The following is a 24509-nucleotide window of genomic DNA, read 5'->3' as shown; positions in this document are numbered from 1 at the left end:
GGTTTTTCGCCAGCCTATCCCGCCCCCTTGGCGACGATGAAAATGCGGGGGAAACGCAGCAGCACCTTGCCATCGGCGGTCTTCGGATAGGCCTTGGCGATCTTGGCCGTGTAGCTGTCGAGGAACAGCTTGCGCTCATCCGCGTCCAGCGGATCGAGGAAGGGCTTCAGCCCTGTCGACTTCACCCACTCGACGATCGCCTCGGCATCGGCCAGCGGATGGTTGTAGATGGTGTGCCAGATGTCGAGCCGAGCCGAGAGCGGCGACAGCAGGTCGTAGTAGAACGACACCGGCGGCAGCGGCGCACGGGCCGCATCCCTGATCTTTGCCGCGAAAGGCGCTTCGGCGGCGGTCTCCCGCATCAGGCGATGCGAATCCTCGGCCATATTGTCGGGCATCTGGACGGCTAGCGCGCCGCCGGGGGCCAGAAAACCCATCAGGCGCTGGAACACCGCCGGATGCTCCGGCAGCCACTGGAAGACGGCGTTGGCGAAGATCACGTTGACCGGCTCGACCGGCTGCCATGTCGACGCATCGGCGAGGTCGAAGCTAACATTGGGCAGCCGCGCCCTCGCCTTCTCGATCATGTCGGGAGACGTGTCGAAGCCGCTCACTTGCGCATCCGGCCAGCGCTCGACCAGCAGTTCGGTCGAATTGCCCGGCCCGCAGCCGATATCGACAACCCGGCGCGGGAAGTCGACCGGAATCAGTGCCGCCAAGTCGCGCGCGGGCCGCGTGCGCTCGTCCTCGAATTTCAGATATTGGGCGGCGGACCAGTCAGCCATCCGGGCTCCTCATGTCAGCTTGAGAATTCGCCGCCCGGTGCCCCTTACCGCGTCAGCCTCTTGTAGGTCATGCGGTGCGGGTTGACGGCTTCGGGTCCGAGCCGGCGGATCTTGTCCTGCTCGTAATCCTCGAAATTGCCCTCGAACCATTCGACGTGGCTGTCGCCCTCGAAGGCGAGGATGTGCGTCGCCAGACGGTCGAGGAACATGCGATCGTGCGAGATGATGACCGCGCAGCCGCCGAAATTTTCCAGCGCGTCTTCGAGTGCCGCCAGCGTTTCCGTATCGAGATCGTTGGTCGGTTCGTCGAGCAGCAGAACATTGCCGCCGGTCTTCAGCATCTTGGCCAGGTGCACACGGTTGCGCTGACCGCCGGAGAGGTTGCCGACCTTCTGCTGCTGGTCGCCGCCGCGGAAGTTGAAGGACGCGCAATAAGCGCGGGTGTTGGCCTCGAACTTGCCGAGCTTGACCACTTCGGCGCCGCCCGAGATTTCTTCCCACACGGTCTTTGACGGATCGAGCGCGTCGCGGCTCTGGTCGACATAGCCGAGCTTGACCGTCTCGCCGACGCGGACAGAACCCGCATCCGGCTTTTCCTGGCCGGTGATCATGCGGAACAATGTCGTCTTGCCGGCGCCGTTCGGGCCGATGACGCCGACAATGCCACCCGGCGGCAGCTTGAATTCGAGGCCTTCGATCAACAGCGTGTCGCCGAAGCCTTTCGACAGGCCCTCGACCTCGATGACCACGTTGCCGAGCCGCTCGCCATGCGGGATGACGATCTGCGTATCCGTCGGCCGCCGCTTGTCGGCTGCATCGAGCAGATCCTGGAACGCCTGGATACGCGCCTTGGACTTGGTCTGGCGAGCCTTCGGGCTCGACTGGATCCACTCGCGCTCGCGGCCGATGGCGCGCTGGCGGGCGTCGTCCTCGCGGCCTTCCTGCTTGAGGCGCTTGGCCTTGGCTTCGAGGTACTTGGTGTAGTTGCCCTCATAAGGAATGCCGCGTCCGCGATCGAGTTCGAGAATCCAGCCGGTGACATTGTCGAGGAAGTAGCGGTCGTGGGTGATGATCATCACGGCGCCCGGATAGGCGCGCAGATGCTTTTCCAGCCACGCCGTCGTCTCGGCATCGAGATGGTTGGTCGGCTCGTCGAGCAGCAGAAGATCAGGCTGGCGAAGCAGCAGCTGGCAGAGCGCGACGCGGCGGCGCTCGCCACCCGATAGCTTGGTGACGTTGGCATCCTTGGGCGGGCAGCCCAGCGCTTCCATTGCCATCTCGACCTGCTGTTCGAGATCCCACAGGTTCAGCCGGTCCATCTCGTCCTGGAGCTTGGCCGACTCGTCGGCCGTCTCGTCGGAATAGTTCATCATCAATTCGTTGTAACGCTCGATGATGGCGGTCTTGGCCGCGACACCTTCCATGATGTTTTCGAACACGGTCTTGTCCGGGTCGAGCGCCGGCTCCTGCGCCAGGTAGCCGACAGTGGCGCCTTCGGCGAGCCACGCCTCACCGCTCCAGTCCTTGTCGATGCCGGCCATGATCTTGAGGATCGTCGACTTGCCGGCGCCGTTTGGGCCCAGGATGCCGATCTTGGCGTCCGGGTAGAAGGACAGATGAACGTTCTCGAGCACCTTCTTGGTGCCATAGGCCTTGTTGAGGCCGGCCATGTGATAGATGAACTGGCGTGCCACGCGCGCTTTCCCTGAAAAATGACTGGATTTGTCGAATTGAATGGAGGTTGGCCGCTATGTAGGCGATGCGGCGCCGAACGGCAATCGCTTTTGCCATATCAGGCCAACCACACGGACAAGTGTGCACCGACAGCCAGGTTTTCAACCGGTCGATGGCGCGCGGAAATCTCCGGTTAACCCTTCCACGTCAAAACAGGATCGGAGTGGAATCGCTGGCTGGCCGCGATTTCGAACAGAGAGCGGATCGACGGCATTGCTGAACAGTTTCCTGCTCCTTGCCGAAGCGATCGTCTACTTCAGCGTCATGGTGACGCTTTTCCGCTTCCGCAAGCGCATCGGCCTGGGCGTCTTCATCTGCGCACTCGGCGTCATGCATTTCCTGGAAACCTATCTCGCCAGCGTCTTCTACGTCGCGCTGCCGTTCGGCATGGTCTCGCCGGGCTCGGCGGTGCTGTTTTCGGGCAAGCTGGTGATGCTCCTTCTGCTCTACATGAAGGAGGATGCCGCCACAGTGCGGCAGCCGATCTATGGCCTGCTGCTCGGCAATGCGCTGATGATCGGTCTGGTCCTGCTCCTGCGCCTGCACGCCATCGCTCCGCTTCCCGATGGCCGGCTCCCCGATATCGGCTTCATCGACGAGATGGGCTGGCTGATGGTTTGGGGCACGACGCTGCTGTTCGTCGATGCCATCCTGATCATCCTGCTCTATGAGAAACTTGGACGCGTCCTGCGCAAGGCGCGGTTCGCACGCATCCTGATTTGCGTCGCCTGCGTGCTGACTTTCGATCAGGCGGGGTTCTTCACCGCGCTGCATTTCGTTGCCGGCGCGCCGATCGCGGTCTTCTTCGGCGGCTGGTTCGCCAAGATGGCGGCAGCACTGACCTTCAGCGCCATGCTGGTCGCCTATCTCAAATGGTTCGAGGTCCGGGATGTCCAGATGCCGCGTGGGCTGACCGACATCTTCGAGACCTTGACCTATCGCGAACGCTACGAGGCGCTGGTCGAACATGTCGGCCGCGATGGCCTGACCGGACTGCTGCACAGGGGACGCTTCGATGCCGATGGCGAGGCCGCCGTCCAGTCCAGCCTGCGCACGGCGAGGCCGCTCAGCCTGCTCATCGTCGACGTCGACCACTTCAAGTCGATCAACGATCGTTTCGGCCATGCCGAAGGCGACAAGGTGCTGAAGGCGGTCGCAACCGTACTTTGCGAGGCGGCAGGCGTCGAGGACCAGGTGTTCCGGATCGGCGGCGAGGAATTCGCGATCCTGAGTTCGCGTCCGCATTCCGTCGCCAGGCTCTTCGGCGAAAGCGTCCGCACCGCGCTCAAGGCATCGGCCGCCACCAGCCGGTTCGATTTGACCGTCAGCGCCGGCGTTTCCACCGTCAGCGAAACGACGCAGTGCCTGGCCGACCTGTTCGCGCTCGCCGACCAGCGTCTTTACAAGGCGAAATCGACCGGACGCGACCGCGTCGTCGGTGAACCCGGCGGGCATGAAGCCGACGCCGATATCGCCTGGACCAGGTCCGCGCAGATCTAGCCAAAGTCAGTCCAGAACCAACCTTGTCGCTACGATTTCCCCTGCCGTGCCGGCGCGCTGCTCGTCATGCCACTCATGCAACCCCCGCTGAATGAACACCGCCATGCCAACATAACAGCAGGCACGGCAAGCGAAAGCCCGGCTGGCTGCCTAAATCCGTGCCCGTGCGTTACTGGAACCCGATCGCGTCGACCGTGCCGGTCGGGCAACCGGCCTTGTTGGTCGGCACGGAGGCCAGCAGCAGATCCTTGAGCGAGCTGTTCGGACCGATCGGGCCGGCAAGGCCAAGCGTCAGTTCCCCGATCAGCCGCCGGCCGCTCGACGGATCGATAAGGCAGGACACACGCACCCGGTCCCCTGCTCCCGCGCCGAAGGACTGGTCGAAGGCGCTGCGGATCTGGTCCGCGGTCAGCTTGCCGCCGATATTTTTGGCGAAGAGGTCGCGCACGGGCGAGCTGTTGACCTCACGCATCAAATGAAGGGCGTCGGAAAAATACTCCTGCTGGCTTTTGCCATAGCAGGTGCCGTGCTTGATCCATTCATGCCGTTCCAGCTTCGAGGCGGTGCCCGGCATCACCCTGTCGAGTTCGGCGCGGGTCTCGGCATCGAGGTTGACCGGTGGCAGGTCCTGCCAGTGAGCCGGATTGTCATTGGCCTTGTCGCTGGCAGTAGCCTGGCAATAGAAATTGCCGTTCGGCTGCGGCCACAGGCCGTGCAGCGTGAAATTGGTGGCGTCGAATTCGCCAGGGCTTTGCGCCTTGCATTCGGTCTTGTTCGACTTGGTCTCGCAGAAGGCCGGCTGCCAGCTCAGCGCGAAAACATATTCGGGTTTTCCCGAGGCCGCCGGCTTGCCTTGCCCGCCCGGTGCCGCCGGCGCGGTCACCGCACTGCTGCCCGAGAGATGGCCGCAGCTGACCTTCACCCAACGGCGCTCGGGATCGGCGCCCGGCACCAGGATGAGGTAGTGGCTCGGAGCGTCCTTGTTGCCGGCCAGCAATTGATAGGTCTTGCCCGCATCGGTCGAGACATTGCCGGGGTTCTTGGCGTTCTTGATCGCCTGCGTCGCGGGACAGGCAGCGTCGGCCACGAAGGTGCCGCTCATCTTGACGTCGGCATGCGCCGCGCCTGCCAGCGACCCCGCCAGCAAGGCCAATCCGAAAACAACAGCAATGCGCATGGAGATTCCCCTGCTGGAAAGTGGGCGACAGACTGAAACTGTCTCCATGTCAGAATTGCGATATTTTGCGGGCCCGTGGCAAGAAAGATCGTCGCGGAAAAGCCGGCAGGCCCGATTGACGCAAATCTGGCGCCGGCGCACACGTTGGACATTGCAAGGGCGGAACCAGGGGGAGGCCAGCCGGCATGCCATTCAGCCAGCAGCGCGTGGTCCGCTCGCCGACCGGCGCCGACCTCAATCTGTTCATCCGGCAGGCCGACAGCTCTCCGCGTGCGGTGGTCCAGATCAATCATGGCCTGGCCGAGCATGCCGCGCGCTACGACCGCTTCGCCGGTTTCCTGGCCGCTCGGGGTTTCCATGTCTATGTCCATGACCACCGTGGCCATGGAGCGACCAGGGCGCCCGACGCGCCGCTCGGCAGATTCGCCGACAAGGACGGCCCGGCCAAGGTGATCGCCGATGTCGACGCCATCCGCGATCTTATCGCCCGCGAGCAGCCTGACCTGCCGGTGATCCTTTTCGGCCACTCGATGGGCGCGTCCGTGGCGCTGAACTACTTGTTACGGCACTCGAATCGGATCCATGCCGCCGCCATCTGGAACGGCAATTTCTCGCAGGGCCTGCTCGGCCAGGTGGCGCTCGGCATCCTGGCCTGGGAACGGATGCGGCTGGGCTCCGATGTCCCGTCGCGCCTGCTGCCGAAACTCACCTTCCAGGCCTGGGGCAAGGCGGTCCCCGACCATCGCACCTTGTTCGACTGGCTTTCGCGCGACGAGGCGGAGGTCGCGAGATACATCGCCGATCCGCTCTGCGGCTGGGATGCCTCCATATCGATGTGGCGCGATGTGGTCGCGATGGCGCTGAACGGCGGCAAGGATGCGGCCTTTGCCGGCATCCGGCGCGACCTTCCCGTCGCCATCGTTGGCGGCGAGAAAGACCCAGCTTCCGACTACGGCAAGGGCATCACCCATCTCGCGAACCGCATGCGCAAGATGGGCTTTTCTAATCTGGTTTCGAAGGTTTACCCCGGCACCCGCCACGAGAGCCTGAACGAGGCGAACCGGGACACGGTCATGGACGATTTCGCCAACTGGGCGGACGCTGTCCTGAAAGCCCGACGGTTTGGCCCATCGCAAGAATCGTGACAGCCGCCGCCGGGCTTGATAGAGGCTCTGCTTTCGCAGCGATCAGGATGATTGCAGCAACCACGGTGATTTATGGCCGAACCCCCGCTGAAAGGCGTCCGCGTCGTCGAACTCGCCCGCATTCTTGCCGGGCCCTGGGCCGGGCAGTTGCTTGCCGATCTCGGCGCCGATGTCATCAAGGTCGAGAGCCCCGATGGCGGCGACGACACCCGCAAATGGGGTCCGCCCTTCGTCATGAGCCACGACGGCGAGAACCTGTCGGCCGCCTATTACCATTCCTGCAATCGCGGCAAGCGCTCCATCGCCATCGACTTCTCGACGCCCGAAGGCGCCGAGACGGTGCGCCGGCTGGTCGCGACGGCGGATGTGCTGATCGAGAACTTCAAACTCGGCGGCCTGAAGAAATACGGGCTCGACCACGGCAGCCTGAAGGAAATCAACCCTCGCCTCGTCTACTGCTCGATCACCGGTTTCGGTCAGGATGGGCCTTATGCGCCTCGCGCGGGCTACGATTTCATTATCCAGGCCATGGCCGGCATGATGTCGATTACCGGCGAGCCCGGCCGCGAGCCGCAAAAAGCTGGCGTCGCCATCTCGGATATCTTCACCGGCCTCTATTCGGTCATCGCCATCCAGGCAGCACTTCGCCATGCCGAACAGACCGGCGAAGGCCAGCACATCGACATGGCGCTGTTCGACACCCAGATCTCGGCGCTCGGCAACCAGAACCTCAATTATCTCGTTTCCGGCAAGTCGCCGGTGCAGATGGGCAATGCCCATATGAACATTGCCCCCTACGAAGTGCTTCCGGTCAGGGACGGCCACATCATCCTGGCTGTCGGCAATGACGGCCAGTTCGCCAAATTCTGCGCCGCGGTCGGGCTGGGCGATTTGCCGGCCAATCCCGATTTCACCACCAATCCGGCCCGCGTCGCCAATCGCGTGGAACTTCGCGCACGCATCATCGAGGCGCTGAAGATTTTTGATCGCGATCCGCTGCTGGCGAAGCTCGAAGCCGCCAGCGTGCCGGCAAGCCCGATCAACACGATCGGCCAGATGTTCGACGACCCGCAGACCATTGCCCGCGGCATGCGGCTCGACCTCGACGACGGCCATGGCAACCGCCTGCCGTCAGTGCGCGCGCCGATGGTGATGTCGGGCACACCGCTTACTTATGAACGCCCCTCGCCGCGCCTTGGCGAGCACACTGACGAAATCCTTGCCGAACTGGAGAAGTCTGGGAAATGAAGACCGGTGGACAACTGATCGTCGACGCCCTCGAAGCCAATGGCACCGACCGTATGTTCTGCGTGCCGGGCGAATCCTACCTTGCGGTGCTTGACGCGCTGCATGATTCCTCGATCCGCACCATCGTCTGCCGCCAGGAAGGCGGCGCTGCCATGATGGCCGACTGCCAGGGCCGGCTGACCGGCAAGCCCGGCATCTGCTTCGTCACCCGCGGACCCGGCGCCACCAACGCTTCGGCCGGCATCCACATCGCCATGCAGGATTCGGTTCCTCTCATCCTGTTCATCGGCCAGGTCGCCAGCCACGCCAAGGAGCGCGAGGCGTTCCAGGAAGTGGACTATGTCAGGTTCTTCGGCGACATCGCCAAATGGGTGGTCGAGATCGACGACGCCTCGCGCATCCCCGAATTCGTCACGCGCGCCTTTGCCGTGGCGACGTCGGGCCGCCCCGGCCCGGTCGTCATATCGCTGCCTGAGGATATGCTGACCAGCGTCGTCGACGCGCCGGAAGCACTTCCGCACACGCCGGTCGAAACCTATCCCGGCGAGGCCGAACTCGACGCACTGGAAATGCTGCTTGCCGGCGCGAAGCGTCCCTTCGTCATTCTTGGCGGCACACGCTGGAACGCGGACGCGGTGGCGCGGATGCATGAGATCGCCGAGGCCTGGTCGCTTCCTGTCGGCTGTTCCTTCCGCCGCCAGATGCTGTTCGACCATCTTCATCCAAACTATGCCGGCGATGTCGGCATCGGCATCAATCCGAAGCTGGCAACGGCTATCAAGCAGGCCGACGTCGTTCTCTTGATCGGCGGGCGCATGGGCGAGATGCCCTCTTCCGACTACACGCTGCTGAAGAGCCCCTATCCCGACCAAGCTCTGGTGCATGTCCATGCCGATGCCGGCGAACTCGGCCGCGTCTACCGTCCGACCCTGGCGATCAATGCTTCGCCAGCGGCTTTCGTCGAGGCTTTCACCAAGCGCATGCCGGCCGGAACGCCATCATGGGCGGCCGAAACAGCCAAGCTGCATGCCGCCTATCTCGACTGGTCGACTCCGCCTGAAAACGGTCCCGGCCCGGTCCAGATGGGACCTATCATGAACTACCTGGAAAACGTGCTGCCGGACGATGCCATCCTCACCAATGGCGCCGGAAATTACGCAACCTGGGTACACCGCTTCCATCGCTTCCGCCGCTTCGCCACGCAAGGAGCGCCGACGTCGGGCTCGATGGGCTACGGCACGCCGGCGGCGGTCGCCGCCAAGGCGCTGTATCCGGAGCGCACAGTGGTCGCCTTCGCCGGCGACGGCTGCTTCCTGATGAACGGCCAGGAATTCGCCACCGCCGTGCAGTACGACCTGCCGATCGTCGTCATTCTCGTCAACAACGGTATTTACGGCACCATCCGCATGCACCAGGAACGCGAATATCCCGGCCGCGTCGTCGGCACCGATCTGAAGAACCCTGATTTTGCAGCACTTGCCCGCGCCTATGGCGGCCATGGCGAGACGGTGGAGAATACAGCTGATTTCGCGCCTGCCTTCGAGCGCGCGCGAACCAGCGGCAAGCCGGCGATCGTCGAGATCAGGCTCGATCCCGAAGCGATCACCCCGACCCGGACGATAACACAGATACGCGACAGGGCTTAAGGACCGGCAGGACAAAGGGCGGGCTGTCCCGCCGGCCTTCAAGCGTTAGCCGCGCTTCCGGCTCTACATCGCCTTTTCGATCTGGCCGCGAATCTCGCCGTCCTTGTTGGCCGCCGTGTGCACATTGACATAATACTTGCCGGCCTCGAGGTCAGCGGCCTGCGCATCGGTCAGCGTCGCCGACCCCTTGATCGGGCTCTTGAGCTTGCCTTTGAACGGGATCACCGGAGGCGCATTCTCGCCCGCCGCCGCCGGGCCGTGAATGTGCGCCGCTGTCGCCGGGCCGGTGAGGCCGGAATACTTCACGTTCCAGCTGAGCTTCTTCTTGGTGGTATCGAAGGTGAGAGTGGCCGTCCCCTTGCCCTTCGTGGTGACGGCTGGGCTCTGCTGGCCGCCATCGAGGGTCGCCTTGTATTTTACCATCTCGGCCATGGCCGGTGATGCGAACAGGAAAGCGGTGGAAATGGCGAGCGCCGATAGCGCCGGCAGGAAGGAGTAAGCGCGCATGAAGGACCTCCGATTGATAGAGCGTGCGTCGCGGCTCCCCGACGCGCGCATGCTTCAATGCAACGGCTGGACGGCGCAATGTATCCCCGCACACGGTTTTGTGATTGGAGCGCATGGAAAAGGGGCGGTCGCCCGCCCCTTTGACCGTCAGACCCGGTCTCAGGCGCTGTTGATCGCGCCTGCGAGGCCTACTTGACCGCCTTGTCGGTGATGGCGGTGGTATAGGCGCCTTTCGGCTCCTTGGTGATGATCTTCTGGTCGAGCAGCGCCTTGGCGGTGCGTTCGTAGGTCGCCGGGTCGAGCTTGCCGTCGGCATTGTCGATCAGCTTGGCAACTTCGCTCATCATCCGCTTCTGGTGATTCTCGTCCTGGCCGCCGCCGTCCATGACGATGCTTGCGGCTTCGTCATTGTTGTCGACCGCGTATTTCCAGCCCTTCATCGAGGCGCGCACGAACCGCACCATCTTGTCCTCGAAGGCCGGATCCTTGAGCTTGTCTTCCGAGGCATAGAGGCCGTCCTCAAGCAGGTCGTTGCCCATGGCCGAGTAGTTGAACACGGTCAGCTGTTCGGGCTTATAGCCGGCGTCGATCAGCTGCCAGTACTCATTGTAGGTCATGACCGAGATGCAATCGGCCTGCTTCTGGATCAGCGGCTGCACGTCAAAGCTCTGCTTCAGCACGGTGACGCCATCGGGGCCACCCTCCGTCTTGAGGCCAAGCTTGTTCATCCACGCGTAGAACGGATATTCGTTGCCGAAGAACCAGACGCCGAGCGTATGACCCTTGAAGTCGGCTTCGGTCTTGATCGGGCCGTCCTTCGGGCAGACCAGCTCCATGCCGGCCTTCTTGAACGGCTGGGCGATGTTGACCAGCGGCACGCCCTTCTCGCGCGCGGCGAGCGCGCCGCCCATCCAGTCGACGATGACGTCGGCACCGCCGCCCGCGATCACCTGCTCGGGGGCGATGTCGGGGCCGCCTGGCTTGATGTCGACGTCGAGGCCTTCGGCTTCATAGAAACCCTTGGCCTTGGCGACATAGTAGCCGGCAAACTGCGCCTGCGTGACCCATTTCAGCTGCAAGGTCACCTTGTCGGCGGCCATCGCCTGGAACGCGGCCAGTGACATCGCGCCGGCCAGGACTGGAATAATAAGTCTTTTCATTTTTTTACCCTCTGAAGTTAGTGCCCAAACCCACCGCCCCTATCCACCACGGACAGAGGGATGCCAAAACGTGACGGCCCTTTCGACAAGGGCGACCACGCCATAAAAGACCGAACCCGCAAGTGCTGCAACTGCGATTTCGGCCCAGACCATGTCGATGTTCATCCGCCCGACCTCGGTCGAAATGCGGAATCCCATGCCGACGACGGGCGTGCCGAAGAACTCGGCGACGATGGCGCCAATCAGCGCCAGCGTCGAATTGATCTTCAGCGCGTTGAAGATGAAGGGAGCGGCGGCCGGCAGCCTGAGCTTGACGAGCGTCGGCCAGTAGCCCGACGCATAGGTGCGCATCAGGTCGCGCTCCATATGGCCGGACGCGGCGAGCCCGGCGACCGTATTCACCAGCATCGGGAAGAAGGTCATGATGATGACCACCGCCGCCTTGGATTGCCAGTCGAAGCCGAACCACATGACCATGATCGGCGCCACGCCGATGATCGGCAGCGCCGAGACCATATTGCCGATCGGCAGAAGTCCACGCCGCAGAAACGGTACGCGGTCGGCGAGAACAGCGGTGATGAAGCCAGCGCCGCTGCCCACCACATAACCGAAGAGCACCGCCTTGAAGATGGTTTGCCGGACATCGGCGCCGAGCACCGGCAGCGAGCTGACGATGCGCGCACCGATGGCGCTCGGCGGCGGCAGCAGGATGAAAGGAATGCCGGCGCCGCGTGTGACGGCTTCCCAGATGATCAGGATCCAGGCGCCGAAGATAGCGGGGATGACCAGACGCAGTGCGGTCCGGACCCATCCTGCCTTCGGCCGCAATCCCGAAAGCACCGCCACACAACGCCAGCCAAGCAGCCAGGCAGCCGCGAGCAGAAGGAAATACGGCGCCAGCGCCGTCCCTTCGAAACCTGCAATGCCCGAAATCAGCAGCCAGGCGACGAGATGGGCGCCTATGAAGAGCACCACGGCCTCCACCAGGGGCGTAATCCTGACCATGGAGATCAGCGCCGCCAGCACGGCCACGCCAAGCATCAAGCCCTTCATTCCGAGATAGGGGTAGCCGATACTGGCCGTCGGATCGGCAAGCGCTGCCGCTTCCGGCTTCGACATGGCGCCGAGCGCAATCGCGATCAGGCACAGCACGATCGCCAGCACGGCCTGCCAGGAAGGTTTCAGCCAGTTCATGCTGGCCTCCCGCCCATGGCGCGGTCAACGACGCGGCCGGCGATGCCAACCACCATCACCAGCAGCGCCGCCACGATGGAGCCGGCGACCAGCGCCGACCAGATGTCGATGGACTGGCTGTAATAGGCGCCCGCCAACAGCTTGGCGCCGATGCCGGCGACCGCGCCTGTCGGCAGTTCGCCCACGATTGCGCCCACCAGGCTTGCCGCCACCGCGACCTTCATCGAGGTGAACAGGAATGGCACCGAGGCTGGCACACGCAGTTTCCAGAAGGTCTGCGCGCGGCTGGCGTTATAGGTGTGCATCAGGTCGAGATGCATGATCTCGGGCGAGCGCAGGCCCTTCACCATGCCGACCGTCACCGGGAAGAACGACAGATAGGTCGAAATCATCGCCTTCGGGATCAGTCCGGTAATGCCGATCGCCGCCAGCACCACGATGATCATCGGCGCCACCGCCAGGATCGGGATGGTCTGCGAGGCGATGATCCATGGCATCAGGCTGCGGTCGAGCGTCGCGACATGGACGATGCCGACGGCGATGACGATGCCGAGTGCGGTGCCGAAGGCGAAGCCGAGCAGCGTCGAGGACAGCGTAACCCAGGCGTTGTAGACGAGACTGCGGTTTGAGGTGATGGGCCGCAGAAAAGTGTTCTCGAAGAAATTCACCGCCACCTGATGCGGCGCCGGCAGCGTTGGCTTGGGCTGCGACAGCGTCTTGCCGATGAGTTCGCCGAACGTGGAGGTTTCGTTGGCACGCCGGTCGAGATCGCGCTGGAAGGGCGCGTTGAGGATAACGGCGAAGATATACCAGAGCACAACCACGCCCAGAAGGATGGAGGTTACGGGGATGATCTTGGAGCGGAAGCTATCCATGGGCGCCTTCTCCTCTCTCCGCCGGGGAGAGGGTGGCCGGAGCGAAGCGAAGGCCGACCACCTTCGCCTTCGTCATCCTAGGGCGGAGCAACGCGAAGCGTCGCGCAGACCCTAGGATCCATTCCGTGACGTTGGCCGGGGGGTATAAGCGGTCGAGAGTGTTCGCCTTCGAACGCACAGCGTAAGGTGCATCGGTCTGCACCGCTGCGGAACGTTGAGGTAACGGCATGGATCCTAGGGTCTGCGCCGCGTCGCTTCGCTCCTTGCTCCGCCCTAGGATGACGAAGTCGCGATGGACCGCGCGCTTGTCGCTCCCCTCAATCATCATAACTATGCCCTGCCCTCAACCCATCGCGCACCCGCGCCGCGATCGCCAGAAACTCCGGCGTCTCGCGGATGTCGAGCGGCCGCTCTTTCGGCAGCGTCGATTCGATGATGTCGCTGACCCGGCCCGGGCGCGGCGACATGACGACGATGCGCGTCGACAGGTAGACGGCTTCCGGAATGGAGTGGGTGACGAAGCAGATGGTCTTGTTCGTCCGTCCCCATAGTTGCAGCAATTGCTCGTTGAGGTGGTCGCGCACGATCTCATCCAGCGCGCCGAACGGCTCGTCCATCAGCAACAGGTCGGCATCGAAGGCCAGCGCACGCGCGATCGAGGCGCGCTGCTGCATGCCGCCGGAAAGCTGCCAGGGGTATTTCTTCTCGAAGCCACTGAGGTTGACGAGGTCGAGCGTGCGCTTGATCCGCTCCGCCTGCTCGGTCTTGGACAGGCCCATGATTTCCAGCGGCAGCCCGACATTGCGCTCGATGGTGCGCCAGGGAAACAGGGCGGCGGCCTGGAAGACATAGCCGTAGGCACGCCTCTCGCGCGCCTGTTCCGGCGTCATGCCATTGACCGAGATCGTCCCCGAAGTGGGCTTTTCCAGATCGGCGATGACGCGCAGCAAGGTCGTCTTGCCGCAACCTGAAGGCCCGATGAAGGAGACGAACTCACCCTTGCCGATGGTCAGGTCGACATTGGACAGCGCCTGTACCGGCCCGTCATTGGTCTGGAAGGTGAGGCCCAGTTTGCTTGCCGAAACGACGGCTGGCGAAGGTCCCGTCATCGGTTGCTGCCTGCCTTCCGCCGCACGAAACCGATTGCTTTTATCGTGATGTTGTTTTCCACTCGACCCGTCCCATTGGCCCCAGTCCTGCTGAGTTTGTCCCACTCGATCGACGCCCGGAGTTTCCCCGATGTCGCCTAAACCGACTTGTCATCTTATCCGCCCTGAAAGCACTTATGAAGGCAAGCAGGGCCTGACCTACTTCGCCGGCATAGCCACCGAGTCGGTCGGCTCCTCCGGCATCTGCATGCACGTGCTCACCATGCCGCCCGGTGCCCGCGCCAAGGCGCATCTGCACGAGAACCATGAAACGGCGATCTACGTGCTCTCCGGCGAGGTCCATACCTGGTATGGCGACCGGCTGGAGCATCACATCGTCGTCAAGGCCGGCGACCTTTTCTACATTCCCGCAGGCGTGCCGCATTTGCCGGCCAATCTGAGCAATGCGCCGTCCTCGGCCGTCATCGCCCGCACCGATCCCAACGAACAGGAAAGCGTCGTCCTGCTGCCGGAACTGGACGCGCTCGTCGCCTGAGGGCGGTATTGGCGGGTTCGCCGGCCGAGGCTCAATAGCTCCAGGTCCGCGCTGCCCCTCATCGCCCTGCCCGGCACTTCTCCCCGTATAGAGGCGGGCAGAAGGACGCCGTCGCGAAGGATTCCGCCAATCGCCAGCGTTGGCAAAAAGAGCGCCGAGGTTGCGCTCAGCCATCTTCTCCCCATCACTATACGGGAAGAAGATGCCGGCAGGCAGATGAGGGGCGGCGCCGACCTCGGCAATCATCTGCACCGAGACACTTCCCCGTATACGCTGCCGTCCTCGTCGGCGATCACCAATTTCTTGGCATTCTTGGCGCTGTGCTTGATCGTGAAGGTGGCCGGCGACTTTCCCTCCTCGCCTTCGGCTTCGCACTCTGCCTTGACCGTCAGCGAACCATCGGCCTCACCGTGTTTGCCGGTGAAGGCGCAGGCACTGGTCGCGGTGATAAAATTGGTGTCGGTCAGCAGCAGCATGTCTTCGGCATAGACCTTCTGGCCGTTCTTGTTGATGCAGCCGGACTTATTGCCATAGGGTTTGGACAGGTCGATGCCAGCCGCCGAGGCGGAGCCGGCTGCCAGAACAACAACGGCGGTGAGATAGAGCCCCGCGCACCTCACCTCAAACACCCGTCGCCGGAATGCCCGTCCGCTCGACCTTGCGAGGCGCGGTGATCTCCTTCCAGGTCGACAGCGCCCGATTGACGGCCGCGTTCGGTTCGCGGCCGACGAACTCACCATGGCCAGGCTTCGCCTTGACCTCGGCCTCCTCGACCGACAGCTCGCCGCGCGAGAACACGAAGCGCGGCAGGCCGGTCACTTCGACCCCTTCGAAGACGTTGTAGTCGATGACGGATTGCTGCTTCTTGGCGGAAATCTTCTTCTTGCGCTGGGGGTCCCAGACGATGATGTCGGCATCCGCGCCTTCGACGATCGCGCCCTTCTTCGGATACATGTTGAGGATCTTGGCGATGTTGGTCGAGGTCACGGCGACAAACTCGTTCATCGTCAGCCGGCCGGTATTGACGCCCCTGGTCCACAGCACCGGCAACCGGTCCTCGAGGCCACCCGTGCCGTTGGGGATCTTGGTGAAATTGCCGACGCCGAAGCGCTTCTGGTCGGTGGTGAAGGCGCAATGGTCGGTCGCCACCACTTGCAGCGAACCGGCCTGCAGGCCGGCCCATAGCGAATCCTGGTGCAGTTTGTTGCGGAAGGGTGGGCTCATCACGCGGCGCGCCGCATGGTCCCAGTCCTTGTCGAAGTACTCGCTCTCGTCCAGCGTCAGGTGCTGGATCAGCGGCTCGCCGAACACCCGCATGCCTTTCTGGCGTGCCCGGCGGATCGCCTCGTGGCTCTGTTCGCACGAGACATGCACGACATAGAGCGGCACGCCCGCCATGTCGGCGATCATGATGGCGCGGTTGGTCGCCTCGCCTTCCACTTCCGGCGGGCGCGAATAGGCATGTCCCTCGGGGCCGTTATTGCCGGCGGCAAGCAGCTTCTGCGACAGGGCCGCGACCACGTCGCCATTCTCGGCATGCACCAGCGGCAGCGCGCCGAGGTCGGCGCAGCGCTGGAACGACGCGTACATCTCGTCGTCGTCGACCATCAGCGCGCCCTTGTACGCCATGAAGTGCTTGAACGAGGTGATGCCCTTGTCGACCACGGTGGCCATCTCGTCGAACACCTGCTTGCCCCACCAGGTGATCGCCATGTGGAACGAATAATCGCAGGACGCCCTCGAGGTCTTGTTGTCCCACATCTGCAGGGCTTCGAGCAGCGATTGCTGCGGCGCCGGCAGACAGAAATCGACCACCATCGTGGTGCCGCCGGCCAAGGCCGCACGCGTGCCGGATTCGAAATCATCGGCCGAATAGGTGCCCATGAACGGCATTTCGAGATGGGTGTGCGGGTCGATGCCGCCCGGCATCACATAGCAGCCGGTGGCGTCGTACTCATGGTCGCCATGCAGGTCCGAGCCGATGGCGACGATCCTGCCGTGCTGCATCAGCACGTCGGCCTTCCAGGTTCGGTCGGCGGTTACGACGGTGCCGTTCTTGATCACTTTGGTCATTTTGCTGTTCCCTTGTTCTTCTCTTCCCGCTTCTTGGTGAGCGGCGTTTGAAGGTAAATCTCTAAGTTCACTCTACTATAACGGCCGTCTCCACCACGGCATGGAACAGAACGTCGGCGCCGGCCGCTGCCCATTCCTTGGTGATCTCTTCCGCCTCATTGTGGCTCAACCCATCCACGCAAGGGCACATCACCATGGCGGTAGGCGCGACGCGGTTGATCCAACAGGCGTCGTGGCCGGCACCCGAGACGATGTTGCGATGCGTATAGCCAAGCCGCTCGGCCGCATCGCGGATCGCCTTGACGCAGCCCTTGTCGAAGGTGACCGGATCGAAAGCGCCGACCTGCTCGATCTTGTACTGGATGTCGAGCGCGTCGCAGATCGTGTCGATGCCTTCGCGGATGCGGCCATCCATGGCGTCGAGCACTTCCTTTTCCGGCGAGCGTATGTCGATGGTGAAGACGGTGCGCCCGGCGATGATGTTGCGCGAGTTGGGATAGACCTCCATGTGGCCGACCGCGCCGACGGCGTCGGGCTGGTAGTCCATGGCGATCTCGTGGACCAATTCGATCACCCGCGCCATGCCGAGCCCGGCATTGCGGCGCTTGGGCATCGGCGTCGACCCGGTATGCGCCTCCTTGCCGGTCAGCGTCACCTGCAGCCATTTCAGGCCCTGGCCATGGGTGACGACACCGATGTCGATGTCCTCGTCCTCGAGGATCGGGCCCTGTTCGATATGCAGTTCGAAGAAGGCGTGGATCTTGCGATCACCGACCTTCTCGGTGCCCTTCCAGCCGATGCGCTCCAGTTCCTCGCCGAATTTCTTGCCGTTTTTGTCCGTGTGCTCGTAGACGTCGGCCTGGTCGAGCACGCCGGCGAACACACCGGACGCCATCATGGCCGGCGCGAAGCGCGCGCCCTCCTCGTTGGTCCAGTTGGTGACGACGATCGGATGTTTCGTCTTGATGTCGAGATCGTTGAGCGAGCGCACGATCTCCAGGCCGCCAAGAACGCCGAGAACGCCGTCATATTTGCCGCCGGTCGGCTGCGTATCGAGATGGCTGCCGACATAGACCGGCGGCAGGCTGGGGTCGGTGCCTTCGCGGCGGGCAAACATGGTGCCCATCTCGTCGACACCCATTTCGAGCCCCGCGGCATCGCACCAGCGCTTGAACAGATGCCGGCCCTCGCCATCCTCGTCGGTCACGGTCTGGCGATTGTTGCCGCCGGCAATGCCGGGGCCGATCTTCGCCATCTCCATCAGCGAATCCCACAAACGGTCTGAATTGATTCGCAGATTCTCGCCGGGTGCGGCCATTCAAAACCTCATCAATTGCGGGGCGTCCCCCTCCCCCTCGAGGGGAGGGTGGCCGCGAAGCGGTCGGGTGGGGTCGGCTGACATACGCTCGACTTTTTCCTTGACCACCTGCGCGACATGCCAAGCGCTGTTTATGACATCGGGTTCGTCGACACGGAAGACCTCGAACCCAAGCGATCGTAGATACGCGTCACGAACGGCGTCGTGCTGCTTGCCCTTTTCGTGCTCATGCAAATCGCCGTCGACTTCAACAATCAGCTTTGTAGAAAAGCAGGCAAAGTCAACGATATAGGGCCCAATCGGACATTGTCGGCGAAACTTGATTCCGTTTGGTTTCAACTCACGCAATTCATACCAAAGAAGGGATTCGCCTTTGGTCGCGTGAACTCGAAGCGCGCGCGCCTTTTGGCGCATTTCGAAGCTCACGCGGGTACGGGGCATCAGAAGCGACCTCGCGGCAAAAGATCACGTCGGCACCCGGTCGAACCGACCCCACCCGACCGCTTCGCGGCCACCCTCCCCTCGAGGGGGAGGGATATCGGCGCCCAGTTCTTCAATCGATCATCCTAAGCACTTCACGCACATGATCGATCAGTTCGTTGATCTGGCCCTTGGTGATGATCAGCGGCGGCGACAGTGCGATGATGTCGCCGGTGGTGCGGATCAGCGCGCCGCGCTCGAACGCCTTGACGAAGGCCGAGAAGGCCCGCTTGGTCGGACTGCCGGCGATCGGCGCCAGTTCGATCGCACCGATCAGGCCGATGTTCCTGATGTCGATGACATGCGGTTCGCCCTTCAGCGAATGCAGTGCATCTTCCCAGTAAGGCGCCAGTTCGTCGCCGCGCGTCAGCAGGCCCTCTTCCTTGTAGGTGTCGAGCGTGCCGAGTGCAGCCGCACAGGCGATCGGGTTGCCCGAATAGGTGTAGCCGTGGAAGAACTCGATCATGTGCTCGGGGCCGGTCATGAAGGCGTCGTGGATTTCCTTCTTCACGAACACCGCGCCCATCGGGATGACGCCGTTGGAGACGCCCTTCGCGGTGGTCATGATGTCGGGCGTGACGCCGAAATAGTCGGCCGCGAACGGCGCACCGAGACGGCCGAAACCGGTGATGACCTCGTCGAAGATCAACAGGATGCCGTGCTTGGTGCAGATTTCGCGCAGCTTCTCGAGATAGCCCTTCGGCGGCAGAATGACGCCCGTGGAACCCGCGACCGGCTCGACGATGACGGCGGCGATGGTCGAGGCGTCATGCAGGGCGACGATACGCTCGAGTTCGTTGGCGAGCTCCGCGCCATACTCCGGCACGCCTTTGGAGAAGGCGTTCTTCTCCGGCAGATGCGTGTGCGGCATGTGGTCGACGCCGCCCAGCAACGTGCCGAACATCTTGCGGTTGGTGACGATGCCGCCGACCGAGATGCCGCCGAAATTGACGCCGTGATAACCGCGCTCGCGGCCGATGAGCCGGGTGCGCGACCCTTCCCCCTTCACGCGATGATAGGCGATCGCCATCTTCAGCGCCGTTTCGACCGATTCCGAACCGGAATTGGTGAAGAAGACATGGTCCATGCCCTTGGGCGCGAGGTCGACCAGGCGGTTCGCCAGTTCGAACACGATCGGATGGCCCATCTGGAAGGCGGGTGCATAATCCAGCTCGGCGGCCTGGTGCTGGATCGCCTCGGTGATCTTGGGACGGCAATGGCCGGCGTTGACGCACCACAGGCCGGCGGTGCCGTCCAATACCTTGCGGCCATCGCTGGTCGTGTAATGCATGTCCTTGGCGGACACGAACATGCGCGGCGCCTGCTTGAACTGCCGGTTTGCCGTGAACGGCATCCAGAATGCGCTGAGATCGTTCGGCGTGACTTTCAGCCGGTTGGACATGACCAAGACTTCCCCTTGTAACCTGTTTCGCTGCGTCCAACGCTTGGTCTTTGCCGCGCTTTCATGCTACGCAAATTTTGACCGATTGGACAAACGTTTAGCACCGCCATGTCGGCGGTCAATGGATTACTAGCGGAAATGCGGCTCCTGAAGTGCGTTCCACAGCCTGGGGAAAAACTGGTCCAGAGAATTGGTCCAGATGACCTTGAATGCGAGATATGGCAATAAGAAGGTCCGCAACGGTGACCACGAGCACGCAAGCCCCTCGCCGCACCCGCATCCAGCAGGAAAAGCGCGAACTGATCCTGGAGGCCGCGCTCGAAGTGTTCTCCACCAACGGCTTCCGCGGTTCGACCATCGACCAGATCGCCGAAGCCGCCGGCATGTCGAAGCCGAACCTGCTCTACTATTTCCGCCGCAAGGAAGACATCCACGAGACATTGATGGAACGGCTGCTCGAAACCTGGCTGGCGCCGCTGCGGGAACTCGACGACATCGGCGATCCGATGACTGAACTCAGGAGTTACATCAGGCGCAAGCTGGAAATGGCGCGCGACTTTCCGCGCGAGAGCCGCCTGTTCGCCAACGAGATCCTGCAAGGCGCGCCGCGCATCATGCCGCTGCTGGCGGGCGAGTTGAAGACGCTGGTCGACGAGAAAGCCGCCGTCATCAAGGGCTGGATGCGCGCCGGCAAGATCGCCCGGACCGATCCCTGGCATCTGATCTTCTCGATCTGGGCGACGACGCAGCATTACGCCGATTTCGATGTCCAGGTCCGCGCCGTGCTGGGGCCGAACCGTGGCGGCGACGGCCGCTTCGAGGACGCTGCCCGCTTCCTGGAGCAATTGTTCCTCGATGGGCTGAAGCCGAAAGGGTAACAGGCGAAATCATGTCTAGATTGGCCGAAGCGCACATTGGCTTCGTCATTCTAGGGCGAAGCAAGGAGCGAAGCGACGCGGCGCAGACCCTAGAATCCATGCCGCGACACATGAGCGCCGCTACGGTCCAGAATTCTGCTCGGCTGCACTATACTGTCAAGGTAACGGCATGGATCCTCGGGTCTGCGCGTCCGCTTCGCTTCCGCTCCGCCCGTGGATGACGAAGTTGAGAGCGCGCCGGCAGATAACTTCACGCGCTGCGCCGTTCGGCCGGCATCGCCTCCAGCAGTTGTTGAAGTTTGGAGATCGAGTTCTGCTCGGCGAGCGGCGTGTAGACGATCAGCCGCATGTCCGAGCCGTCGTCGATCGACAGGCTCATATGCTCGAAGGCCATCAAGCCCACCATGGGATGCCGGACATGCTTCACGCCGGTCAGCCTGCGCGCCACGTCGCGCCGGGGCCACCAGTCACGGAACTCGGGACTTGAACTCATCATCAGCGCGATCAGCCGTTCGAAATCCAGATCGCCGACATATTTGGCGCTTTCGGCACGAAACGAAGCAAGCACCACGCGGGCAAGTTCTTCCCAGTCGACCAGCAGGCGGCGATGGTGCGGGTTGGTGAACACCATGTGGACGATGTTTCTGCTATCGCCCTCGAGCAAGCCATAGTCGCCGAACACCGCCACGGCCGCGTCGTTCCAGGCAAGTACGTCCCAACGGCGGCCGACGACATAGGCGGGCTGCAGCACCAGGCTTTGCAGCATGTGCAACAGCGTAGCGTCGACCTTTTCAGGCGCCGCCAAACGACGCTCCGGCTGCTGGCGGCCTGCCAGGATGAACAGATGCCGCTTCTCGACGGCGTCGAGGCGCAAGGCCTCACAGAGCGCCGCCAGCACTTCCACCGAGGGCCGCACGTCCCTGCCCTGCTCAAGCCAGGTGTACCAGGTGGTGCCGACGCCGGCGATCATCGCCACTTCCTCCCGCCGCAGACCCGGCGTGCGCCGTCGCGGACCTGTCGCGATGCCGGTGGCCGATGGCGCCAGCCTTTCCCGGCGCGACCGCAGGAAGGCGCCGAGTTCGCGCCGGCGGCTCTCGTCGGCTGATCGGGTGGAGGCAACGGGAGCGTTCATACCGGCTATTATAGCAGTATTGATACCAGGATAAAGTTTGAACTGTTTGACATGGGCGAAGCGCTCCATCTTGCGTTCAGAGCAACAACAGGAGGCTCTGAACATGGAATTGAAAGACAAGACCGTCCTCATCACCGGCTCGACCGACGGCGTCGGCCGCGTGCTGGCGCAAAGGCTGGGTGCCGCCGGCGCACGAGTGCTGGTGCATGGCCGCGATGCCACACGCGGTGACGCCGTTATCGCCGCCATCGAAGCCGCCGGCGGCAAGGCCGAATTTTTCGCGGCCGATCTCGCTTCGCTGGCGCAGGTACGATGCCTCGCCGAAGCCGTGCGCGCCAGCACGAGCCGCCTCGACATCCTCATCAACAACGCCGGCGTCGGCACCGCTGGCGACAAACGACAGACAAGCGCCGATGGCTACGAGTTGCGCTTTGCCGTCAATTATCTCGCCGGCTTCCTGCTGACCTCGGAGCTTCTGCCGCTGCTGAAGGCGAGCGCCCCGGCACGCATCGTCAATGTCGCGTCCGCCGGCCAGCAGGCGATCGATTTCGGCGACGTCATGCTGACCCGCGGCTACAGCGGCGTGCGCGCCTATTGCCAAAGCAAGCTGGCGCAGATCCTGTTCACCGTCGATCTGGCCGGGCAGTTGGAAGGCAGCGGCGTCACCGTCAACGCGCTGCATCCGGCGAGCTACATGAACACCACCATGGTCCGCCAGGCGGGCGTCACGCCATGGAGTTCGGTCGAGACCGGCGCCGAGGCTATCTTGAATCTCGCCACCTCGCCCGCGCTCGAAGGGCGCAGCGGCCTCTATTTCGACGGCCTGCGCGAATCCCGCGCCGACGCCCAGGCTTACGATGCCAAGGCAAGACAACAATTGCGAAGCCTGAGCCTCGACCTCGTCGGGCTGGCTTTCCCTGAAACGAAGGAACAGCATTCATGACCAGCAACATCGAACACACGGTGATCATCGGCGGCTCATCCGGCATCGGCCTGGCGACGGCGCGCAAACTGCTCGGCCCGGGCATGAAGGTCACGATCACCGGGCGCAACCAGGACAGGCTCATCAGCGCCTGGAAAAGCCTTGGCGGAGCGGCCGACAAGGCGGCCTTCGACGCTTCGGAACCGGATGAAGTCCGCCAATTTTTCGAGCGCCTCGGCTCGTTCGACCACCTCGTTCTGGCGGCGAGCGGCGGCAAGGGCCTCGGCCCGTTCCAGACCCTCGATCTCACCGATATCGCCGGAGGCGTCGACGAGAAAGTGCGGCCTCAACTCTCCTGCCTGCAGGCCGCCTTGCCGACGCTGAACAAATCGGGGTCGGTCACCTTCATCTCGGCGGTATCGGCCCAGCTCGCCACGCCGGGCGTCGCCGGCATCGGCGCCATCAATGGCATGCTCCTGACCGTGGCGCCGATCCTGGCCATCGAGCTGAAGCCGCTGCGCGTCAACGTCGTGGCGCCGGGTGTCATCGACACGCCATGGTGGGATTTTCTGCCGGGCGAGCAGCGACAAGCCGTGTTTGCCGACTATGCCGGCAAGACCCCGGTAGGGCGCATCGGCCGTGCCGAGGACGTCGCCTCGGCGATAGCCTTCCTCGTCTCCAACGGCTTCATGACCGGCCAGGTACTGACCTGCGACGGCGGCCTGCGGTTCGCGGCGTAAAACCTTGGAGAGTTAAAGCGACTGCGCGATCAGCGACAAAAACCCTCCGCTCAGTGCGACATTGCCGACGAAGCCATTGATGCGGGATGCACGCTCCGGACCCTGATGATCCCAGAAATTGTGGAACATCGGCGTCGCCACGATCAGGAACAGCACCACACCACGCAGGCAATCGCGGTCCAGAGGCCGACCATCACCAGCACTCCCGCGATGATCTGCAGGACAATGCCCGCCCACAACGCCAGCCCGGCCTGGGGCACGCCACGCGCGGCCACCAACCTGGTCAGGAAATCCGCGTTCTGGATGTTGCGCAAGCCGGCGAAGACAAAGGCACCGCCGAGCAGCAGGCGACCGAGAAACAGCAAGGTCGAAGGCAAATCGACAGGCATTGAACTCCCCCTTTGAAACAGTAGGGGCGCCGCCTTTCCCCGGCGGCGCCCCCAACAGATGTCCGGACTGTCAGGCCGCCTTGGCGGCCGGCATCGGATGGATGGCGTGGAACGGAATGCAAAGTCGGTTCCATGTGTTGATCATGCCGATCGCGACGGAGAGCTTGACCAGTTCCTCTTCCGAGAAATGCTCCAGCGTGCGCGCATAGAGTTCGTCCGGCACGCCATCGTTGGCGATCAGCGTCACCGCCTCGGTCCAGGCCAGTCCGGCGCGTTCGCGCTCGGAGAACAGCGGCGATTCCTTCCAGGCGGCGACGAGATAGAGCCGCTGCTCGGTCTCGCCGTCGCGCCTGGCTTCGCGGCTGTGCATCTCCACGCAGAAGGAACAGCCATTGATCTGCGAGGCCCTGAGCTTGATCAAGTGCAGCAGACTCACTTCGAGCCCGCATTCGTCGACCGCCTTGTTGAGCGCCGACACAGCCTTCATGATCTCGGGCGCCTTGGCGAAGAACTGCAGCCTCTGTTTCATCGTCTTTCCTTTCGCATCCTTGGGGAGGTTA

At 63.2% G+C, this 24509-nt stretch carries 23 protein-coding genes and 1 pseudogene; 8 read left to right on the top strand and 16 right to left on the bottom strand.

The window, feature by feature from the left end:
- Nucleotides 1-14 precede the first annotated feature (14 nt).
- Together tam and ettA are read right to left on the bottom strand one after the other, a co-directional pair.
- Complete coding sequence (gene tam, locus FJ543_RS00455) at nt 15-785, bottom strand: trans-aconitate 2-methyltransferase (protein ID WP_140615582.1); 771 nt, start codon at nt 783-785, stop codon at nt 15-17.
- A 44-nt stretch (nt 786-829) separates the two neighbouring features.
- The gene (ettA, locus tag FJ543_RS00450) at nt 830-2479 is read right to left on the bottom strand and encodes an energy-dependent translational throttle protein EttA (protein ID WP_015317172.1); all 1650 of its coding nucleotides are present in this window, start codon (nt 2477-2479) and stop codon (nt 830-832) included.
- 253 nt (nt 2480-2732) lie between these two features.
- Here ettA and FJ543_RS00445 point away from each other — a divergent pair, with 253 nt between their 5' ends.
- Nucleotides 2733-4019, top strand: coding sequence for a GGDEF domain-containing protein (locus tag FJ543_RS00445; RefSeq protein ID WP_140615580.1), 1287 nt, complete (start codon nt 2733-2735; stop codon nt 4017-4019).
- A gap of 169 nt (nt 4020-4188) precedes the next feature.
- Here the strand turns inward: FJ543_RS00445 and FJ543_RS00440 are convergent, their stop codons facing one another.
- A complete protein-coding gene (locus FJ543_RS00440; RefSeq protein WP_140873303.1) occupies nt 4189-5196 on the bottom strand; it encodes a ribonuclease in 1008 nt (335 codons plus the stop codon).
- Between the two features lie 185 nt (nt 5197-5381).
- On the opposite strand from FJ543_RS00440, the gene FJ543_RS00435 reads away from it, so the two are divergent.
- The 3 genes from FJ543_RS00435 to FJ543_RS00425 all read left to right on the top strand — a co-directional run bounded on the left by FJ543_RS00435 (nt 5382) and on the right by FJ543_RS00425 (nt 9235).
- Nucleotides 5382-6341 carry an alpha/beta hydrolase gene (locus FJ543_RS00435; protein WP_140873301.1) on the top strand — a complete coding sequence of 320 codons (960 nt, stop codon included), beginning with the start codon at nt 5382-5384 and terminating at the stop codon, nt 6339-6341.
- Nucleotides 6342-6413: 72 nt separating this feature from the next.
- Complete coding sequence (locus FJ543_RS00430) at nt 6414-7589, top strand: CaiB/BaiF CoA-transferase family protein (protein WP_015317168.1); 1176 nt, start codon at nt 6414-6416, stop codon at nt 7587-7589.
- On the top strand, nt 7586-9235 hold the full coding sequence (locus FJ543_RS00425; RefSeq protein ID WP_140873299.1) for a thiamine pyrophosphate-binding protein: 1650 nt from the start codon (nt 7586-7588) through the stop codon (nt 9233-9235). Before FJ543_RS00430 ends, FJ543_RS00425 begins: the two co-directional genes overlap by 4 nt.
- A 63-nt stretch (nt 9236-9298) precedes the next feature.
- Here FJ543_RS00425 and FJ543_RS00420 read toward each other — a convergent pair whose 3' ends face one another.
- The 5 genes from FJ543_RS00420 to FJ543_RS00400 all read right to left on the bottom strand — a co-directional run bounded on the left by FJ543_RS00420 (nt 9299) and on the right by FJ543_RS00400 (nt 14080).
- Nucleotides 9299-9742, bottom strand: coding sequence for a CHRD domain-containing protein (locus FJ543_RS00420; RefSeq protein WP_140714531.1), 444 nt, complete (start codon nt 9740-9742; stop codon nt 9299-9301).
- Between the two features lie 188 nt (nt 9743-9930).
- The gene (locus tag FJ543_RS00415; RefSeq protein WP_015317165.1) at nt 9931-10902 is read right to left on the bottom strand and encodes an ABC transporter substrate-binding protein; all 972 of its coding nucleotides are present in this window, start codon (nt 10900-10902) and stop codon (nt 9931-9933) included.
- A 39-nt stretch (nt 10903-10941) separates the two neighbouring features.
- Nucleotides 10942-12096, bottom strand: coding sequence for an ABC transporter permease (locus tag FJ543_RS00410; protein ID WP_140873297.1), 1155 nt, complete (start codon nt 12094-12096; stop codon nt 10942-10944).
- Nucleotides 12093-12971: an ABC transporter permease gene (locus FJ543_RS00405; RefSeq protein ID WP_015317163.1), complete on the bottom strand. Its 879-nt coding sequence runs from the start codon at nt 12969-12971 to the stop codon at nt 12093-12095. The genes FJ543_RS00410 and FJ543_RS00405 overlap by 4 nt, the downstream gene beginning before the upstream one ends.
- Before the next feature lie 317 nt (nt 12972-13288).
- Nucleotides 13289-14080: an ABC transporter ATP-binding protein gene (locus FJ543_RS00400; RefSeq protein ID WP_015317161.1), complete on the bottom strand. Its 792-nt coding sequence runs from the start codon at nt 14078-14080 to the stop codon at nt 13289-13291.
- A 130-nt stretch (nt 14081-14210) separates the two neighbouring features.
- On the opposite strand from FJ543_RS00400, the gene FJ543_RS00395 reads away from it, so the two are divergent.
- Nucleotides 14211-14615: a cupin domain-containing protein gene (locus tag FJ543_RS00395; protein ID WP_015317160.1), complete on the top strand. Its 405-nt coding sequence runs from the start codon at nt 14211-14213 to the stop codon at nt 14613-14615.
- A 242-nt stretch (nt 14616-14857) separates the two neighbouring features.
- Here the strand turns inward: FJ543_RS00395 and FJ543_RS00385 are convergent, their stop codons facing one another.
- The 5 genes from FJ543_RS00385 to FJ543_RS00365 all read right to left on the bottom strand — a co-directional run bounded on the left by FJ543_RS00385 (nt 14858) and on the right by FJ543_RS00365 (nt 19888).
- Nucleotides 14858-15244, bottom strand: a complete 387-nt coding sequence (locus FJ543_RS00385) for a hypothetical protein (protein ID WP_246678810.1) — start codon at nt 15242-15244, stop codon at nt 14858-14860.
- Nucleotides 15237-16688, bottom strand: coding sequence for a dihydropyrimidinase (gene hydA, locus FJ543_RS00380; RefSeq protein WP_140873295.1), 1452 nt, complete (start codon nt 16686-16688; stop codon nt 15237-15239). Before hydA ends, FJ543_RS00385 begins: the two co-directional genes overlap by 8 nt.
- A gap of 67 nt (nt 16689-16755) precedes the next feature.
- On the bottom strand, nt 16756-18006 hold the full coding sequence (locus FJ543_RS00375) for a Zn-dependent hydrolase (RefSeq protein ID WP_140873293.1): 1251 nt from the start codon (nt 18004-18006) through the stop codon (nt 16756-16758).
- On the bottom strand, nt 18007-18447 hold the full coding sequence (locus tag FJ543_RS00370; protein WP_140873291.1) for an endonuclease domain-containing protein: 441 nt from the start codon (nt 18445-18447) through the stop codon (nt 18007-18009).
- Between the two features lie 112 nt (nt 18448-18559).
- Nucleotides 18560-19888 carry an aspartate aminotransferase family protein gene (locus tag FJ543_RS00365; protein WP_015317155.1) on the bottom strand — a complete coding sequence of 443 codons (1329 nt, stop codon included), beginning with the start codon at nt 19886-19888 and terminating at the stop codon, nt 18560-18562.
- 242 nt (nt 19889-20130) lie between these two features.
- Between FJ543_RS00365 and FJ543_RS00360 the strand changes: the two genes are divergently transcribed.
- Entirely contained in the window at nt 20131-20766 is a 636-nt protein-coding gene (locus FJ543_RS00360; RefSeq protein ID WP_140726037.1) for a TetR family transcriptional regulator C-terminal domain-containing protein, read from the top strand.
- Between the two features lie 250 nt (nt 20767-21016).
- Here FJ543_RS00360 and FJ543_RS00355 read toward each other — a convergent pair whose 3' ends face one another.
- Nucleotides 21017-21898: a helix-turn-helix transcriptional regulator gene (locus FJ543_RS00355; RefSeq protein WP_140873289.1), complete on the bottom strand. Its 882-nt coding sequence runs from the start codon at nt 21896-21898 to the stop codon at nt 21017-21019.
- Nucleotides 21899-22001: 103 nt separating this feature from the next.
- Between FJ543_RS00355 and FJ543_RS00350 the strand changes: the two genes are divergently transcribed.
- Both FJ543_RS00350 and FJ543_RS00345 read left to right on the top strand, forming a co-directional pair.
- The gene (locus FJ543_RS00350; RefSeq protein WP_140873287.1) at nt 22002-22841 is read left to right on the top strand and encodes an SDR family NAD(P)-dependent oxidoreductase; all 840 of its coding nucleotides are present in this window, start codon (nt 22002-22004) and stop codon (nt 22839-22841) included.
- Complete coding sequence (locus tag FJ543_RS00345) at nt 22838-23560, top strand: SDR family oxidoreductase (protein WP_140873285.1); 723 nt, start codon at nt 22838-22840, stop codon at nt 23558-23560. Before FJ543_RS00350 ends, FJ543_RS00345 begins: the two co-directional genes overlap by 4 nt.
- Nucleotides 23561-23572: 12 nt before the next feature.
- Here the strand turns inward: FJ543_RS00345 and FJ543_RS00340 are convergent.
- Both FJ543_RS00340 and FJ543_RS00335 read right to left on the bottom strand, forming a co-directional pair.
- Nucleotides 23573-23949, bottom strand: a pseudogene (locus FJ543_RS00340) (DoxX family protein).
- Between the two features lie 70 nt (nt 23950-24019).
- On the bottom strand, nt 24020-24478 hold the full coding sequence (locus FJ543_RS00335) for a carboxymuconolactone decarboxylase family protein (protein ID WP_140615548.1): 459 nt from the start codon (nt 24476-24478) through the stop codon (nt 24020-24022).
- Nucleotides 24479-24509: the final 31 nt, after the last annotated feature.

Origin of the sequence: Mesorhizobium sp. B2-5-7 (genome assembly GCF_006440875.1) — a bacterium.
Lineage (GTDB): Bacteria > Pseudomonadota > Alphaproteobacteria > Rhizobiales > Rhizobiaceae > Mesorhizobium > Mesorhizobium australicum.
The sequence above is the reverse complement of the archived record's forward strand: the minus strand, read 5'-3'. Positions and strand labels throughout refer to the sequence as shown.

What these genes read in the sequence shown, in the direction of transcription:
- FJ543_RS00375 (WP_140873293.1), bottom strand. Translation starts at nt 18,006, where the DNA reads ATGGCCGCACCCGGCGAGAATCTGCGAATCAATTCAGACCGTTTGTGG.
- FJ543_RS00430 (WP_015317168.1), top strand. Translation starts at nt 6,414, where the DNA reads ATGGCCGAACCCCCGCTGAAAGGCGTCCGCGTCGTCGAACTCGCCCGC.
- FJ543_RS00410 (WP_140873297.1), bottom strand. Translation starts at nt 12,096, where the DNA reads ATGAACTGGCTGAAACCTTCCTGGCAGGCCGTGCTGGCGATCGTGCTG.
- FJ543_RS00370 (WP_140873291.1), bottom strand. Translation starts at nt 18,447, where the DNA reads ATGCCCCGTACCCGCGTGAGCTTCGAAATGCGCCAAAAGGCGCGCGCG.
- FJ543_RS00365 (WP_015317155.1), bottom strand. Translation starts at nt 19,888, where the DNA reads ATGTCCAACCGGCTGAAAGTCACGCCGAACGATCTCAGCGCATTCTGG.
- hydA (WP_140873295.1), bottom strand. Translation starts at nt 16,688, where the DNA reads ATGACCAAAGTGATCAAGAACGGCACCGTCGTAACCGCCGACCGAACC.
- FJ543_RS00435 (WP_140873301.1), top strand. Translation starts at nt 5,382, where the DNA reads ATGCCATTCAGCCAGCAGCGCGTGGTCCGCTCGCCGACCGGCGCCGAC.
- FJ543_RS00335 (WP_140615548.1), bottom strand. Translation starts at nt 24,478, where the DNA reads ATGAAACAGAGGCTGCAGTTCTTCGCCAAGGCGCCCGAGATCATGAAG.
- tam (WP_140615582.1), bottom strand. Translation starts at nt 785, where the DNA reads ATGGCTGACTGGTCCGCCGCCCAATATCTGAAATTCGAGGACGAGCGC.
- FJ543_RS00415 (WP_015317165.1), bottom strand. Translation starts at nt 10,902, where the DNA reads ATGAAAAGACTTATTATTCCAGTCCTGGCCGGCGCGATGTCACTGGCC.
- FJ543_RS00440 (WP_140873303.1), bottom strand. Translation starts at nt 5,196, where the DNA reads ATGCGCATTGCTGTTGTTTTCGGATTGGCCTTGCTGGCGGGGTCGCTG.
- FJ543_RS00350 (WP_140873287.1), top strand. Translation starts at nt 22,002, where the DNA reads ATGGAATTGAAAGACAAGACCGTCCTCATCACCGGCTCGACCGACGGC.
- FJ543_RS00420 (WP_140714531.1), bottom strand. Translation starts at nt 9,742, where the DNA reads ATGCGCGCTTACTCCTTCCTGCCGGCGCTATCGGCGCTCGCCATTTCC.
- FJ543_RS00355 (WP_140873289.1), bottom strand. Translation starts at nt 21,898, where the DNA reads ATGAACGCTCCCGTTGCCTCCACCCGATCAGCCGACGAGAGCCGCCGG.
- FJ543_RS00405 (WP_015317163.1), bottom strand. Translation starts at nt 12,971, where the DNA reads ATGGATAGCTTCCGCTCCAAGATCATCCCCGTAACCTCCATCCTTCTG.
- FJ543_RS00425 (WP_140873299.1), top strand. Translation starts at nt 7,586, where the DNA reads ATGAAGACCGGTGGACAACTGATCGTCGACGCCCTCGAAGCCAATGGC.
- FJ543_RS00400 (WP_015317161.1), bottom strand. Translation starts at nt 14,080, where the DNA reads ATGACGGGACCTTCGCCAGCCGTCGTTTCGGCAAGCAAACTGGGCCTC.
- FJ543_RS00345 (WP_140873285.1), top strand. Translation starts at nt 22,838, where the DNA reads ATGACCAGCAACATCGAACACACGGTGATCATCGGCGGCTCATCCGGC.
- FJ543_RS00395 (WP_015317160.1), top strand. Translation starts at nt 14,211, where the DNA reads ATGTCGCCTAAACCGACTTGTCATCTTATCCGCCCTGAAAGCACTTAT.